Source organism: Blattabacterium sp. DPU (assembly GCF_011290385.1).
Classification (GTDB): domain Bacteria; phylum Bacteroidota; class Bacteroidia; order Flavobacteriales; family Blattabacteriaceae; genus Blattabacterium.
This window is the reverse complement of sequence record NZ_CP049785.1, coordinates 565,803-581,279: the sequence shown is the minus strand read 5'-3', so window position 1 is coordinate 581,279 and position 15,477 is coordinate 565,803. Positions and strand designations below refer to the sequence as shown.

Below are 15,477 nucleotides of genomic sequence, written 5' to 3'. Positions count from 1 at the left end.
TTTAAACATAAAAATTAATAGTTAGGATCTAAAAGAAATAAAGGTTGATCATAATCAACAGGAGAAGCATCTTCCACTAAAACTTTAATCAGTTTTCCTTCTACTTCAGATTCTATGTCGTTAAATAATTTCATTGCTTCGATTACACAAACTTTTGTTCCTATTTTTATTTTATCTCCTATTTTTACAAAAGGTTCTTGATCTGGATGAGGTTTTCTATAAAATGTTCCAATCATAGGAGACTTTATGGTTAAATATTTATTTTTGTTTTTTTCTTCTGTTTTATAAAATTTATCATAAAAATCCGAAATTGAAGAAGATGATGATGAAGATATTTGAGTAGGATAAGGAGGATTCCATGAACGTTTTTCGTTTTTTATAAATGTTCTATTTTTCATGTAAATTTCAGTATTTCCCATTTTTATCTTGATCTCATCAATATTAGAATCCGAAATAAACTGAATCAATGATTTAATTTTTTTTAAATCCATAATTTTATCTTTTTATGGAGATTATATTCTTTTTTTATTTCGATCATATACAATTTTACCTCTATAATAAAGTTTATTTTCATGCCAGTATGCATGATGATATAAATGTTTTTGATTTGTTAAAATACATTTTGTTAATAAAGGTTCTTTTATTTTCAGATGACTTCTTCTCTTATTTTTTCTAGATTTTGATTGTCTTCTTTTGGGATGGGCCATAAAAATAACATATTTAATAAATTGCTAATTTAGAAATAAAAATTTTTATATCTTTTATAAATAAAATCATTTATTATGTTTTATGAGTCAATTAACTAAACGTAGTGAAAATTACTCGAAATGGTACAATGAAATTGTTGTTAAATCCGGTTTAGCAGAATTTTCCGGAATACGCGGTTTTATGATAATTAAACCATATGGATACTCTTTATGGGATAGAATGAAAACAATACTAGATAAAATGTTACAAATGACTGGACATAAAAATGTTTATTTTCCTTTACTGATCCCAAAATCTACTTTTTCAAAACAAAAAGAACATACTGAAATTTTTTCTGAGGGATGTGCAGTGGTTACACATTCTAGATTTAAAAAATATAAAGAACAAGAAAAATTAATCGTTGATCCTGAATCAAAATTGCCAGAAGAATTAGTAATTAGACCTACTTCAGAAAGTATTATATGGAAAACTTATAAACGTTGGATTCAATCTTATAGAGATTTACCTATTTTGTTTAATCAATGGGGAAATGCACTAAGATGGGAAATGCGAACACGTTTATTTCTTAGGACTACTGAATTTTTATGGCAAGAAGGACATACTGCTCATTCTACAAAAAAAGAAGCAATAGAAGAAACTATAAAAATATTAAACATTTATACCGATTTTTCAGAAAAGTTTATGGCTATTCCTGTATTACAAGGAATAAAACCATATATGGACAAATTTTCGGGTTCAGAAAAAACATATTGCATCGAAGCGCTGATGCAAGATGGAAAAGCATTACAAATTGGTACTTCACATTTTTTAGGACAAAATTTTTCGAAAGCTTTTGATGTAAAATTTACTAATCATAACGGAAAAAAAGAATATGTATGGTCTACTTCATGGGGCGTATCTACTAGATTAATAGGTGGATTAATCATGTCTCATTCTGATGATAAAGGATTAATTTTGCCTCCAAAAATAGCTCCTATACAAATTGTTATTATTCCTATTTATCCTAAAAATAAGGATAATATTGTTAATGAAATATCTATAAAAATTTTAAATATATTAAAAAATAAAGGAATAAAAGTTAAATATGATAATAGAATTACATTTACTCCTGGATGGAAATTTCATGAATATGAAATGAAAGGAATTCCTATACGAATTAGTATAGGAAAAAATGAAATCCAAAATGAAAAAGTAGAAATTTTTAGAAGAGATACATGTGAAAAAACGTATTTATCTTGGATCGATTTGAAAAATTCAATACCAAAATTACTAGATGAAATACAAAAAAATATTTATCAAAAAGCTTTTCAACGAACTCAAAAATTAATCATTAAATTAGATCATTATAATGATTTTAAAAATCAAATAAATCATTCAGGAGGATTTATTTATGCTCATTGGGATGGAACAAAAAATACAGGAAAAAAAATTCAAGAAGAAACAGAAGCAACTATCCGTTGTATTCCTATATATAATGAACAAGAAAAAGGAAAATGTATTTATTCTGGAAATCCCTCTTTGCAAAGGGTAGTTTTTTCTAAATCTTATTGAATATTTTTTAGTTTTCCTTTAAAACTATTTATCGATGAATAATTTTTCTTTTCTAAAAAAAGGGTCAATTCTTTTTTCAATCTTTCAAACACTGAAATTCCCTCTTTCATAAATTGTGTTCCAATTTGAACAGCAGATGCGCCACATAATATGTGTTCAAAAATGTCTTTCCCAGAAGAAATCCCCCCACATCCTATTATAGAAATGTCTTTACGGAGATAAGTATAAAATTTATGAATATTAGCTAAAGCAAAAGGTTTTATAATTGATCCGCCTATTCCTCCAAATCCTTTTTTAGGTCGTATAACTACTGATTCTTTATTTACATCAATAAATAGACCGTTAGGTAAACTATTGATACAAGTAATAAAAAAAATAGGAAACTGATTTAAAATCAAAGCTATATTTTTAATATGTGCATCTTGAAAATAAGGAGGCAATTTAATTCCTAAAGGTTTATTGTTAAATTTAAATATATTTTCTATAAAATTTGAAACTTTATCAAAATCATAACCTAACATATCTTCTTTTTCAAGAAGATTCGGACAAGATAAATTTAATTCTATAGCAGTAACTTTTGAAGATTCGTTTGCTTTTTGTATAAGAAAATAATTTTCTTTTGCAGATAATCCAGATATAGAAAGAAAAATAGGCTTATTTATTTTTTTTCTTTCTAAAAAATTTAAATAAAAATTAATTCCAAAATTAGGTAATCCCATAGAATTTATACTCCCTCTACTCCATTCAAAATATCTAGGCAAAACATTTCCTTTTCTTGGTTTATAAGTACAACTTTTTGTTACAACTCCTCCAGAAAAACTATGTAACAAATTGGATAATTCTTTATCTGTTGAACAAAGAACTCCTGAAGCATTCATGATACATAATGGAAGTTTAATCCCATTTATATTAGAAGAAATATCTATTTTTTTCATAATCATATCAATTGTAATAATATCCAAGTATAAAATTTTTAACTTTACTAAAACAGCTTTTTTATGGAAGAAAAAGAACAATTTTTTTTAGAAATTTATAATTTAGGAATCATAAAATTTGGAAATTTTACACTGAAAAGTGGAATGGAATCTCCTATATATATAGATTTTCGTCCAATTGCTTCTAGACCAAATTTATTAATCAAGTTATCGGATTTATTAATCCATGAAGTTCCTTCTTATAATTTTGAATTAATTTGTGGAGTTCCATACGCTGCTTTACCCATAGCTACCACTTTATCTTTGAGATCCAAAATTCCGTTAATTATTAAAAGAAAAGAAAATAAAGGATATGGAACAGAACGAATGATTGAAGGAATATATCAAAAAGGACAAAACTGCTTGATTATAGAAGATGTGATTACAAGTGGAGATAGTTTATTAAAAACTGTAATAGATCTTGAAAAAGAAGGTTTAATAATTCAAAATATTATGTCTATTCTTGATAGAGAACAAGGAGGAATTGAAAATATAAAAAAAAGAGGATATAATATACGAACTTTATTTCGTATAGGAGAAGTATTTAAAATACTAAAAAAAAAACATTTTTTGAAGGAAAAAGAAATACATATGATTCAATTTTTTTTCAAAAAAAAAAATATGAATTTCCTTCAAAAAAAGAGAATTTCTTATGAAAAAAAAAAAGAAACAATTTCTCATTCTATAGGAAAAAAACTTATAGATATTACATTGAAAAAAAAAACAAACTTAATAGTTTCTGCTGATTTAATATATACTAGAAATATTTTAGAATTAGTCAATTTAATTGGAGATAGAATTTGTGGATTAAAACTTCATGTAGATATTATAAATGATTTTTCATATTCATTCATAAATTGTCTTAAAAAGATTTCTATTGAAAAAAATTTTTTACTATTCGAAGATAGAAAATTATGTGATGTTGGGCCTACTAATTATCTTCAATTACATTATGGAATCCACAAAATTTCTTCTTGGGCTGATATCATTACAGTACACTTGCTTGCTGGAAGTATGAGTATACAAAACTTAAATATTCCTCCTAATATGGGATTAATTACAATATCTGAAATGTCTTCTTATGGAAGATTATCTGATGATGATTACATAAGAAAAGCACTAAATATTTCTTTGAAAAATCCAAAAGTGATTGGTACTGTTGCACAAAGAAAAGTAGACGATCGATTATTATTATTTACACCTGGTATACATTTTTATGAAAAAATGAATAATAAAGGGAATAGCTACATTCATCCTGTTAAAGCTTTTGAAAAAAATGGAAGTGATTTTATTATTGTAGGAAAAGCTATTTCCCAATCTGAAAATCCAAAAATAACGGTTGAAGAATATAGAGAAGCAGGATGGAAAGCTTATGAAAAAGGACTTTGAATTATTATATTCTATTTACATGATATGAGTTTTTTAAAAAAAATTAATGGTACTGATTATATTTTTATTTAATTTGTATATAATCACATTTAAAAAAATGTGTTTCAATCATAAAAAATTTTTTGAATAAATTTTTAGTATGGAATGGATAAATTCATTAATTAGTTGTTTTATGATACTTTTTAGCATTATAGACATATTAGGAAATGCTCCCATCATTATGGGATTTAAATCAAAAGGGAACATTATAGAGACTAATAAAGTTATAATTACTTCTCTTGTAATATTTTTATCTTTTCTTTTTTTAGGACAACCTATGCTTAAAATCATTGGAATTGATGTTCATTCTTTTTCTATTGCGGGATCTGTAGTGTTATTTTTAATTGGGTTAGAAATGATATTAGGAATAGATCTTCATAAAAGTACTGAAAATGCTCAAACTTCTATTGTTCCAATCGCTTTTCCACTTATAGCTGGTCCTGGATCTTTAACTACTTTAATTTCGTTAAGAGCAACTTATGACGTAAATATTATTCTTTTATCTCTTATCTTAAATATGATAGTTGTTTATTTTGTAATAGATAGATGTGATTTCATAGCCCAAAAAATAGGAAATAATGGATTGGATATTTTAAAGAAGATATTTGGAATTGTTTTATTAGCTTTTGCCGTAAAAATTTTTGGAGCAAATGCAGGTCAATTATTTCAACAATAATTTTATTTTATTGAAAATATTTATAATAGACTCATTGATATCCTTAAATTCAGGTAAGTAATAAGCTTTATAAATTAAAATTATGTAATAATTACGATTTATATTGGTAATATGTTTTTCTAAAATTGATTTATTTACAAAAAAAGAAGCTTTCAATAAACGTTTGATTCTATTTCTATGAACTGATTTTTTAAAATTTTTTTTTTACTATAGTTCCTACAAGATTTATTGGTAAATTTTTTTCAAAATTTCTTTTTTTATATAAAAAAACAGACAAAACAGGATATATTAATATATATTTTCCATTTTTTATTATTTTTTCAAAAATTTTATCTTCTTTAAATTGCATTAAATTGCATTTTTAAATCAAAATTTATTCGCAATATATCATAAATTCTTCTAACTTGGATACCAATCCTGTGGGACCACAAATAAATGGAGTTCTTTGATGTAATCGAGTGGGTTCAATATCGAGGATTCGTTTTTTTCCATCAGAAGCTTTTCCTCCAGCTTGTTCTGCTAAAAAAGACATAGGATTACATTCGTATAATAATCTTAATTTTCCTTCTGGATAAGAAGCTGTTTTGGGATAAATATATATCCCTCCTTGTATCATATTTCTATGAAAATCTCCTACTAAAGAACCTATATATCTTGCTGTATAAGGTCTATTCTCTTTTTTTTCTTGACAATATCTGATAAATTTTCTAATTCCATCAGAAAATTTAGCATAATTTCCTTCATTAATAGAATAAATTTTTTCTTTTTTAGGAAAATGAAGATTATAATGAGATAAATAAAATGTCCCAACTGAAGGATCTAAAGTAAATCCATGAACTCCATTTCCTGTACTATACACCAGTATAGTTGAAGATCCATAAATAATATATCCTGCAAGAATTTGTTGATTCCCTTTTTGCAAAAAATCTTCTATTGTTAAATTCATTTGAATAGGAGATTTTCTTATATATACAGAAAATATAGTTCCAATAGAGACATTTACATCTATATTAGAAGAACCATCAAGTGGATCTATTAAAACTATATATTGATTTTTAAAATCATTTTCTTGTTTTTTTTGTATTACTATAAAATTTTCGCTTTCTTCAGACGCTATTCCACAAACAACATTTCTACTTTTAAAAGATTCAATGAAAGCTCTATGAGCAAAATCATCCAATTTTTTTTGATTTTCTCCTTGAACGTTAGTAATACCAGAATTTCCTATAATTTTTTCTGTTAAACCTGCCTTATTGACTTCTTTATGAATCGCTTTAGAAGCTAATTTAATAGAGCTAAATAATCGCAATAATGCTTCGGTTGAATGCGAACTGTTTTCTATAACAAACTCTCCTAATGTATACATACAGAAAATACTTTCTTTACATAAAGATCAGATTTTTTTAAAAATTTCATGTTATGTTTCTAAAATATAATTAATAAACTTTCTAAAGTTATCACGAATTTTATATATTTCTGTTAATTTTATTGTTTAATGAAAATTATACAAACATTATTAATATTATTATGGCGTACATGGTTTTTTATTATTAATATATTTTTGATTCCCTTATGGGCGGGTGCTTCTATCCCATTTCTTTTTAAAGAAAAACATTATCCAATTGCATATTGGTTTCACCAAATGTGGGCTAGAAGTAATCTTTTTCTCATGGGTTTTTGGTATGTACTAGAAAAAGAAAAAGAGATATTAGATAAAAATAAACAATATGTAATTATTAGTAATCACAGTTCTATTATGGATATTATGTTAATTTATTCTTTAATGAGGAATCATCCTTTGGTTTTCGTAGGAAAAGAAGAATTAGCTAAGCTTCCTTTTTTCGGATTTGTTTACAAAAAAAGTAATATTCTTCTTGATAGAAAAAATTTATCTAGTTGTATGCAAGTATTTAAGAAAATAGAAAAAAAAGTGGATTCTGGAAAAAGTGTTTGTATTTTTCCAGAAGGAGGGGTTCCTAACCCTTATATTCTATTGGACCATTTTAAAAGTGGAGCGTTTTTTATTGCTATTATAAAAAAAATTCCTATTATTCCTTTTACCATAGCTGATATAAAAACAAAGTTTCCCAATTATTCTATTATAAAAGGAGGACCAGGAAAAATCAGGATCAAACAACATCATTCCATACAAACAAAGAATTTATCTTTAAAAGATAAAGATAATTTGAAGGAAAAATGTTTCAATTTAATAAAATATCAATTAGAAAAATTTGAACGTGAAAAATAAAATATTTTTACAAAATTGTGAATAAAAAAATTCATATTTATACTGATGGTTCTTCAAAAGGAAATCCTGGACCAGGAGGATATGGAATTTTTATAGAAACATTTTTTGGTCATTTGTATAATAGAAAAATAATTTCAGAAGGATATCGTTATACAACTAATAATAGAATGGAATTATTATCAGTGATAGTAGGATTAGAAGAAATAAAAAATAAAAAACAAAATATTGTTATTTTTACTGATTCTAAATACATAGTAAATACAATTCAAAATAAATGGATTTATAAATGGGAAAAAAACAATTTTCGTAATAAAAAAAACGTGGATTTATGGAAAAGATTTTTATATTTTTTTTATAAACATTCTATTATGTTTTATTGGATAAAAAGTCATAATTCTCATTATATCAATGATTATTGCGATCGATTATCTTCAATAGCTTCCCAAAAAAGGTTTTTAAAAATAGATCACGTATACGAACAACAGATATAATAAATATTATCTAGCATAATTTCTTTGTCTAATAATTTCATATACGATGATAGACATAGCGTTACTAACATTTAACGAATCTATATTTCCAAACATAGGAATAGTTATGATTTTATTCGCTTTTTTGAACCAAATATTGGATACTCCTTTATTTTCAGAACCAAAAACAATAGCTATATTATTATAATGTAAAAATTGAGTATGATATAAATTCATCGCTTTTTTATGTTTTTGAAATCCTGTTGTTAAAATTGATATTTTATTTTTTTGTAACCAATACACAATTGATTCTATTTTTTTTTCTATAAAAATCTTTCTTGTAAAAATACTTCCTAAACTACATCTGATGATATTAGAATTATACACATAAGTTTTCATATTACATAATATAATAATATGAATATTTGTTGCATCAGCTATTCTTAACATAGCTCCTATATTCCCAGGTTTTTCTATTCCATCTAGTATAAGTATTAAAGAAGAATTTTTATTAGAAATTTTTATATTTTTTAATTGATTTATATATTTTTTTTCCTTTAATAAAGCAACAATCCCGCCTGAACTCTCCCTATATGCTAATTTTTCAAAAGTTTTTATATGAATAAAAGAGATGATAGAATGAAAAGACTGAATCATATTATATTCATGAAATATTTCTTTACATATAAATATTCTTATTGGGGAATAATTCCCTTTTATAGCCATTTTAAATTCTTTTATTCCTTCAACAAAAAAAATATTCATGTGATTTTTTTTTTGGTAAATTTTTATCAAATCTTTAATTTTTGTATTTTGGATATTGTGTATTTTTTTCATATATGTATAATGATTTATAAAATTTATAAAAAATACGATGATACCGTATATATGAATATAGCAATTGAACAATCCAAATTTTCTTTTTGTAAAAAAAAAAAGTAGGAGCTGTTATAGTTAACAATAACCAAATCATATCATATGGATATAATCGTACTCCTAACGGATTCGATGATTCTTGTGAAGATCAAAACGGAAATACAAAATGGTATGTTATACATGCAGAAGCAAATGCAATATTAAAAATATCTCATTATTATTTATCTTGTAAAGGCGCTTCCATATATATCACTCATTTTCCATGTACAGAATGTTGTAAACTAATTTTTTTATCTAATATAAAAAGAGTTGTTTATTTATATGAAAAAAATGATGAAGAACATGAAAAATTTTCTTTTTTAAGAAAATTGAAAATTGAAATGAAAAAACTTATATATCCATTTTAGATATTTTTATGGTTTTTTTTATAAAAAAACCCAGATGGCGGAACAGGGAGACGCGCTGGACTCAAAATCCAGTGATTTTACATCATGCGGGTTCGAATCCCGCTCTGGGTATTTTTAAAAAATCAGAATAAAAAATATCTTTGAGATAGTGGTAAAACATCAGAAGGACGAGATATTATTTTTTCTCCATTTATATAAACATTATATGTTTTTGGATCTACTTCTAAATTGGGAATCTCTCCATTTAATATCATATTTTTTTTGGATAATCCCCGGCATCCTTTTACTAGTTTTATTTGTTTTTTGATTTCATTTTTTTCAAAAAAACCATTATTGATGGCATTTATTGATACAAAAATGCTACTTAGTTTAGGTTCAAAATATCCAAACATTTTTCTATACATAAATGGTTGAGGTGTAGGTATTGTAGCATTAGGATCACCCATACTAGCATAGACAATCATTCCACTTTTTATAACTAATTCAGGTTTTACTCCAAAAAAAGAAGGTTTCCATAATACCAAATCAGCCATTTTTCCAACATGAATCGATCCTACATATTCAGAAATACCATGAGTAATCGCAGGATTTATAGTATATTTTGAAATATATCTCTTAACCCTAAAATTATCATATTTGAAATGATCTCCATTGAGAGCTCCTCTTTGTTTTTTCATTTTATCAGCTGTTTGCCATGTTCGTTTTACTATCTCCCCTATTCGTCCCATAGCTTGAGAATCTGAGCTGGTCATACTAATGGCCCCTATATCATGTAAAACTCCTTCTGCACTAATAGTTTCAGATCTTATACGTGATTTAGCAAAAGCTATATCTTCTGGTAAATTAGAATCCAAATGATGACAAATCATTAACATGTCTAAATGTTCATCTATCGTGTTACAAGTATAAGGCATAGTAGGACTTGTTGATGAAGGTAAAATATTAGAAAATGATATTACTTTCAATAAATCAGGAGCATGCCCCCCCCCAGCTCCTTCCGTATGATAAGTATGAATTGTTCTATTTTTAAATATTTTTAAGGTATCTTCTACATAACCGGATTCATTTAGAGAATCTGTATGTATGTTTACTTGTATATCCAATTTTTCTGCTACATTCAGACATTGATCTATAACATGCAAAGTACTACCCCAATCTTCATGTATTTTTAATCCTCCTGCACCAGCTTTAATTTGCTCAATTAAAGCTTCTTGTCTAGAACTATTTCCATTTGCAAGAAAAATAAAATTAATTGGAATATGATCTGTACTTTTTAACATTCTTTGAATATTCCATATTCCTGAAGTACAATTTGTAGCCATAGTTCCAGTAGCGGGCCCCGATCCTCCACCAATAATAGTAGTTGTCCCACTTTCCAATGCTACCTCAAACAATTGGGGACATATATAATGAACATGACTATCTACACTTCCAGCTGTTACTATAATATTTTCTGAAGAAATAACTTCTGTTCCTGTTCCAATATACATGTTAGGAGTCACTTCATCCATAAAATATGGATTACCGGCTTTTCCTATACCAACAATAATTCCATTTTTAATTCCTATATCTGCTTTTATAATTCCCCAATAATCTATAATAATAGCATTGGTCAATACTAAATCTAAAACTCCTTCATCTCTTGTTGCAAAAGGATGTTGACCCATCCCATCTCTAATAACTTTTCCTCCTCCAAAAACACACTCATCTCCATAAATAGTATGGTCTTTTTCGATCTCAATCCATAAAGATGTATCTCCTAAACGAATTTTATCTCCTTTAGTGGGGCCGTACATATTTGCATAAGATTCTCTATCTATTTTTTTCATATAGGTGTATTTTCTTTTCCTGAAAATCCATAAATTTTTTTACTTCCTCCAATTTCTACCAATACAACTTTTTTTGTTTCTCCTGGTTCGAAACGAATAGATCTTCCAGAAGGAAGATCAAGTCTATATCCTTTAGTTCCTTCTCTTTCAAAAAGAAGAGCAGAATTTGTTTCGTAAAAATGAAAATGAGAACCTATTTGAATAGGTCTAGTTCCCTTATTGGATACAGTTCTTTCTATACGAGATCTACCAGGGAATAATACAATATCTTCTTTTAAAAGATTGTATTGTCCTGGAATTAAATTAGAATTTTTTTTCCCATTTTTTTTTATAGGATGATGTACGGTTACTAATTTTGTTCCATCAGGAAAAGTAGCTTCTACTTGAACATTATTAAGTAATTCATATACTCCATCCATTACTTGTTCATCGTTTAGAATATTTCCTGCTTCATGCATGAGATCTTTGACTGTTTTTCCATCACGAGCTCCTTCCATGACATAATGAGTGATTAAAGCTAAAGATTCAGGATAATTCAATTTTAGTCCTCTTTTTAAACGTTTCTTTGCTAATTCTCCAGCCATATGTAGAAGAATTTTTTCCTTTTCATAAAAAGTTAAATGCATATACTTTCTTTAATTTTATTCATAAACATAATATTCATTACAACAAACAATAGTTTGTATGTATTTAAAGTTATGAAATAATAATGAAAGATAAATAGAATCATTTTCCATCGTTTTTGGTTTTTATTTAGTTTCAAAATATTTTACCATAAACTTTGATAGAAAAAATTACACCTACATATAAAAAAATAAAAAAACGCACCTCCATAAATTATCATTATTTTTGTTTACATCGTTAAATGATGGGAAAATTGTTCAAAAAAATAATTAAAAAATGCAAGTTTTAAAATTTGGGGGTAGTTCCGTAGCTCATTCTGATGCTATAAAACGTATTTGTTCTTTATTAGAAAAAAAACCAAAAGGAAGATATGCTATTGTTGTATCTGCATTAGGAAATATCACGGATCAGTTAATACAATGTGGTCAATTGGCTTCTGAAAGAAAAAATATATATAAAAATATATTAGAGGAAATCGAAATTCGACATCTTAATGTTATAAGAGAATTATTTCCTATTACCTATCAGAGTCATTTAATTAGTTGGATGAAAAGAAATATAAATGATTTAGAAAGTTTATGTGATGGAATTTTTCAAGTAGAAGAACTTTCAAAACGCTCTCTAGATAAAATTATGAGTTTTGGAGAATTAAGTTCTTCTTTTCTTATTTCAGAAAAATTGAAACAATCTGGATTAGATGCTATTTGCAAAGATAGTAGAGATTTAATTATTACGGATGCTCAATTTGGATGTGCACAAGTAGATTTTATTACAAGTAATCATCATATTATTCAATTTTTTCGTGAAAAAACATCAGAATATATTGTTTTGCCAGGATTTATAGGTTCTACGTTAGAAAACGAAACTACGACTCTGGGTAGAGGGGGTTCTGATTATACTGCAGCAATTTTAGCTGCTGCTATATCTGCAAGTTTACTTGAAATATGGACGGATGTAAGTGGAATGATGACAGCTAATCCAAAAATAGTGAATCAAGCTTTTCCTATAAAAGAAATATCCTATGAAGAAGCAATGGAATTATCACATTTTGGAGCAAAAGTTATTTATCCTCCTACAATTCAACCTGCTATGAAAAAACATATTCCAATACAAATTAAAAATACTTTTTCTCCTATAGATCCAGGAACTTTGATTTATATTAATAAAAACACAAATATCAGTCAACCTGTTACTGGTATATCTGGAATTCAGAATATGGCATTACTTACCCTAGAAGGGAGTGGAATGGTAGGAATTCCTGGATATTCCAAACGTTTATTTGAAGCATTATCACGTGAAAAAATAAATGTAATATTTATCACTCAAAGTTCTTCGGAACATTCAATTACAACAGGAATTCATGAAACAGATGTCATTAAAGCAAAAGCTGTAATAGATAGCGAATTTGCTCAAGAAATCCATCAAAGACGGATTGATCCATTAAGAATAGAAAAGGATCTTTGTATTATTGCTGTAGTAGGAGATAATATGAAAAATCTTCATGGAACTAGTGGAAAAATGTTTGCTTCTTTAGGCAGAAATAGCATTAATGTTAGAGCTATAGCACAAGGTTCTACTGAAAAAAATATATCAGCCGTTATTAGAAAAATCGATTTTAAAAAAGCACTCAATACTTTACATGAAGCTTTTTTTGAAAGGCCCCCAAAACAAATTAATCTTTTCATTTGTGGAGTAGGAAAAGTAGGAAGTAAATTACTTGAACAATTAGATCAACAACAAAATTATTTATTGGAAAAATTGAAACTTCAAGTTAGAGTTATTGGATTTGCTAACAGCAAAAAAATGTATTTTAATGATCATGGAATCAATTTAAATGATTGGAAAAAATATCTAAACCAAAAAGGCATTAATATGAATATATATTCCTTTATGGAAAAAGTATGGAAATTTAATCTAAGAAATAGTTTATTTGTAGATAATACAGCTAGTGAAGAAATGGCTATGACCTATGATAAATTTTTAAAAAATGGAATAGGAGTTATTACTTGTAATAAAATAGCTTGTTCATCCGATTATAATCATTATAAAAAACTAAAAACACTTTCCAGACATTTCAAAGCTCCATTTTTATTTGAAACTAATGTAGGAGCTAGTCTTCCCGTTATTAGTACATTGAATGATCTAATTAATAGTGGAGATAAAATTAATAAAATAGAAGCTGTGTTATCAGGAAGTCTAAATTTTATATTTAATCATTTTATAGGAGAAAAATCTTTTTTAGAAGTCGTAAAAGAAGCCCAATTAAAAGGATATACAGAACCTGATCCTAGAATTGATTTAAGTGGATTAGATGTTATGCGGAAAATACTAATTTTAGCTAGAGAATGCGGTTCTCCATTAGAATTGAGTGATATTCATCAAAAATCATTTTTACCGGAAACTTGTTTTCATTCAACTTCTATAAATGATTTTTATAATGAATTACACAAATACAAAAATTATTTTTTTGGAATTAGAAATAAAGCGGAAAAAGATCAAAAACGTTTACGTTTTATTGCACGTTATGAAAATGGAGTAGCTTCTGTTGGACTAGAATCAGTAAAACAAATTCATCCATTTTTTCAATTAGAAGGAAAAGATAATATGGTTTTATATAATACATATCGTTATGCTGAACAACCCCTTATTATAAAAGGAGCAGGAGCAGGGGCAGAAGTTACTGCATCTGGAGTTTTTTCAGATATTATTAAAGCTACTAAATAAAAATCATGAAGGGAATAAAAATATTTTCACCAGCTACTGTTGCTAATTTAGCTTGTGGTTTTGATATTATTGGATTAGCTTTAGATTTTCCTAAAGATGAAATTTTTTTATATAAATCTCATACTCCAGGGATACATATCAATCGAATATGTGGATCATCGTTACCTAATGATCCAAAAAAAAACGTAGCTTTTGTTGCTCTACAGTTTTTGTTGAAAAAATATCAACAAAAAAAAGAGGATAAAGAAAAAATAGGATTTGAAATTGAATTAACTAAAAATATTCATCCTGGAAGTGGAATAGGATCTAGTGCAGCTAGTGCTGCAGGAATTGTTTATGGAGCTAATATTCTATTGGAAAACCCTTTCAACACTATGCAATTAGTCCGTTTTGCTATGGAAGGAGAACGTATAGCAAGTGGAACTGCTCATGCAGATAATGTAGCTCCCGCTATTATGGGAGGAGTTACATTAGTTAGAAGTTATCAACCATTAGATATAACTAAATTACATAATCCCAAAGAATTATGGGTTAGCGTTATACATCCTCAAATTGAAGTCAAAACATCAGATGCTAGAGAAATTTTAAAACAAAAAATATTGATGACAGACGCTATTAAACAATGGGGGAATGTAGGAGCATTAGTTGCGGGTTTATATCGAGAAGATTATGAATTAATAAGTAGGGCTTTGGAAGATGTTATTGTAGAACCCATACGAGCTATGCTCATTCCAGCTTTTTATGAATTAAAAATAAAATGTAAAGAAATAGGAGCTTTAGGTGGAGGGATTTCTGGTTCAGGTCCTTCTGTTTTCATGCTTAGTAAAGGACCACAAATGGCGGAAAAAGTAACCGAAGTCATGAATAAAGTATATTCTCCGTTAAAAATCGATTATAAAACCTATACTTCTCCTATTAACCAACAAGGAATTAAATGGGCTAAAATATTGTAAGTTTATATA

The 15,477-nt window shown here is 26.8% G+C and carries 16 protein-coding genes, 1 tRNA gene and 1 pseudogene; 9 read left to right on the top strand and 9 right to left on the bottom strand.

Going from position 1 to position 15,477, the window contains the following annotated elements:
• Positions 1-14: 14 nt before the first annotated feature.
• Together accB and rpmF are read right to left on the bottom strand one after the other, a co-directional pair.
• Complete coding sequence (gene accB / locus G9C01_RS02855; RefSeq protein WP_166266198.1) at positions 15-491, bottom strand: acetyl-CoA carboxylase biotin carboxyl carrier protein; 477 nt, start codon at positions 489-491, stop codon at positions 15-17.
• A gap of 21 nt (positions 492-512) precedes the next feature.
• A complete protein-coding gene (gene rpmF, locus G9C01_RS02850; RefSeq protein ID WP_166266195.1) occupies positions 513-707 on the bottom strand; it encodes a 50S ribosomal protein L32 in 195 nt (64 codons plus the stop codon).
• A gap of 82 nt (positions 708-789) precedes the next feature.
• Between rpmF and proS the strand changes: the two genes are divergently transcribed.
• Entirely contained in the window at positions 790-2,259 is a 1,470-nt protein-coding gene (gene proS, locus G9C01_RS02845) for a proline--tRNA ligase (RefSeq protein ID WP_166266190.1), read from the top strand.
• Here the strand turns inward: proS and G9C01_RS02840 are convergent.
• Positions 2,253-3,200 (bottom strand): dihydroorotate oxidase, encoded by a 948-nt coding sequence (locus G9C01_RS02840; RefSeq protein ID WP_166266457.1) that lies wholly within the window; start codon positions 3,198-3,200, stop codon positions 2,253-2,255. The genes proS and G9C01_RS02840 overlap by 7 nt on opposite strands.
• Positions 3,201-3,257: 57 nt before the next feature.
• Between G9C01_RS02840 and pyrE the strand changes: the two genes are divergently transcribed.
• Both pyrE and G9C01_RS02830 read left to right on the top strand, forming a co-directional pair.
• Positions 3,258-4,622 carry an orotate phosphoribosyltransferase gene (pyrE, locus tag G9C01_RS02835; protein WP_166266187.1) on the top strand — a complete coding sequence of 455 codons (1,365 nt, stop codon included), beginning with the start codon at positions 3,258-3,260 and terminating at the stop codon, positions 4,620-4,622.
• 139 nt (positions 4,623-4,761) lie between these two features.
• Positions 4,762-5,337 (top strand): MarC family protein, encoded by a 576-nt coding sequence (locus G9C01_RS02830; RefSeq protein WP_166266184.1) that lies wholly within the window; start codon positions 4,762-4,764, stop codon positions 5,335-5,337.
• Here the strand turns inward: G9C01_RS02830 and G9C01_RS03145 are convergent.
• From G9C01_RS03145 to fbp, 3 genes are read right to left on the bottom strand one after another with little or no spacing between them, the layout of a single operon-like run.
• Entirely contained in the window at positions 5,323-5,493 is a 171-nt protein-coding gene (locus G9C01_RS03145) for a hypothetical protein (protein WP_371807687.1), read from the bottom strand. The two genes, G9C01_RS02830 and G9C01_RS03145, sit on opposite strands and share 15 nt — an antisense overlap.
• 34 nt (positions 5,494-5,527) lie before the next feature.
• Positions 5,528-5,686 (bottom strand): hypothetical protein, encoded by a 159-nt coding sequence (locus G9C01_RS02820; protein WP_166266181.1) that lies wholly within the window; start codon positions 5,684-5,686, stop codon positions 5,528-5,530.
• 24 nt (positions 5,687-5,710) lie between these two features.
• Positions 5,711-6,703 carry a class 1 fructose-bisphosphatase gene (gene fbp / locus G9C01_RS02815; RefSeq protein ID WP_166266178.1) on the bottom strand — a complete coding sequence of 331 codons (993 nt, stop codon included), beginning with the start codon at positions 6,701-6,703 and terminating at the stop codon, positions 5,711-5,713.
• Between the two features lie 129 nt (positions 6,704-6,832).
• Here fbp and G9C01_RS02810 point away from each other — a divergent pair, with 129 nt between their 5' ends.
• Positions 6,833-7,585 carry a lysophospholipid acyltransferase family protein gene (locus G9C01_RS02810; RefSeq protein WP_166266176.1) on the top strand — a complete coding sequence of 251 codons (753 nt, stop codon included), beginning with the start codon at positions 6,833-6,835 and terminating at the stop codon, positions 7,583-7,585.
• Positions 7,586-7,602: 17 nt separating this feature from the next.
• Complete coding sequence (locus G9C01_RS02805) at positions 7,603-8,076, top strand: ribonuclease HI (RefSeq protein WP_166266173.1); 474 nt, start codon at positions 7,603-7,605, stop codon at positions 8,074-8,076.
• Positions 8,077-8,082: 6 nt separating this feature from the next.
• Here the strand turns inward: G9C01_RS02805 and G9C01_RS02800 are convergent, their stop codons facing one another.
• The gene (locus G9C01_RS02800; protein ID WP_242673931.1) at positions 8,083-8,820 is read right to left on the bottom strand and encodes a TrmH family RNA methyltransferase; all 738 of its coding nucleotides are present in this window, start codon (positions 8,818-8,820) and stop codon (positions 8,083-8,085) included.
• An 81-nt stretch (positions 8,821-8,901) separates the two neighbouring features.
• Between G9C01_RS02800 and G9C01_RS02795 the strand changes: the two are divergent.
• Both G9C01_RS02795 and G9C01_RS02790 read left to right on the top strand, forming a co-directional pair.
• Positions 8,902-9,338 (top strand): annotated as a pseudogene (locus G9C01_RS02795) (deoxycytidylate deaminase).
• Positions 9,339-9,366: 28 nt separating this feature from the next.
• Positions 9,367-9,449: transfer RNA gene (locus G9C01_RS02790), tRNA-Leu, on the top strand.
• An 11-nt stretch (positions 9,450-9,460) separates the two neighbouring features.
• On the opposite strand, the gene ureC is transcribed toward G9C01_RS02790, so the two are convergent.
• Both ureC and G9C01_RS02780 read right to left on the bottom strand, forming a co-directional pair.
• Positions 9,461-11,167, bottom strand: coding sequence for an urease subunit alpha (ureC, locus tag G9C01_RS02785; protein WP_166266167.1), 1,707 nt, complete (start codon positions 11,165-11,167; stop codon positions 9,461-9,463).
• Positions 11,164-11,793, bottom strand: coding sequence for an urease subunit gamma (locus G9C01_RS02780; RefSeq protein WP_166266164.1), 630 nt, complete (start codon positions 11,791-11,793; stop codon positions 11,164-11,166). Before G9C01_RS02780 ends, ureC begins: the two co-directional genes overlap by 4 nt.
• 274 nt (positions 11,794-12,067) lie before the next feature.
• Between G9C01_RS02780 and thrA the strand changes: the two genes are divergently transcribed.
• Entirely contained in the window at positions 12,068-14,515 is a 2,448-nt protein-coding gene (thrA, locus tag G9C01_RS02775; protein ID WP_166266161.1) for a bifunctional aspartate kinase/homoserine dehydrogenase I, read from the top strand.
• A gap of 5 nt (positions 14,516-14,520) precedes the next feature.
• Positions 14,521-15,468: a homoserine kinase gene (locus G9C01_RS02770; protein WP_166266158.1), complete on the top strand. Its 948-nt coding sequence runs from the start codon at positions 14,521-14,523 to the stop codon at positions 15,466-15,468.
• Positions 15,469-15,477: the final 9 nt, after the last annotated feature.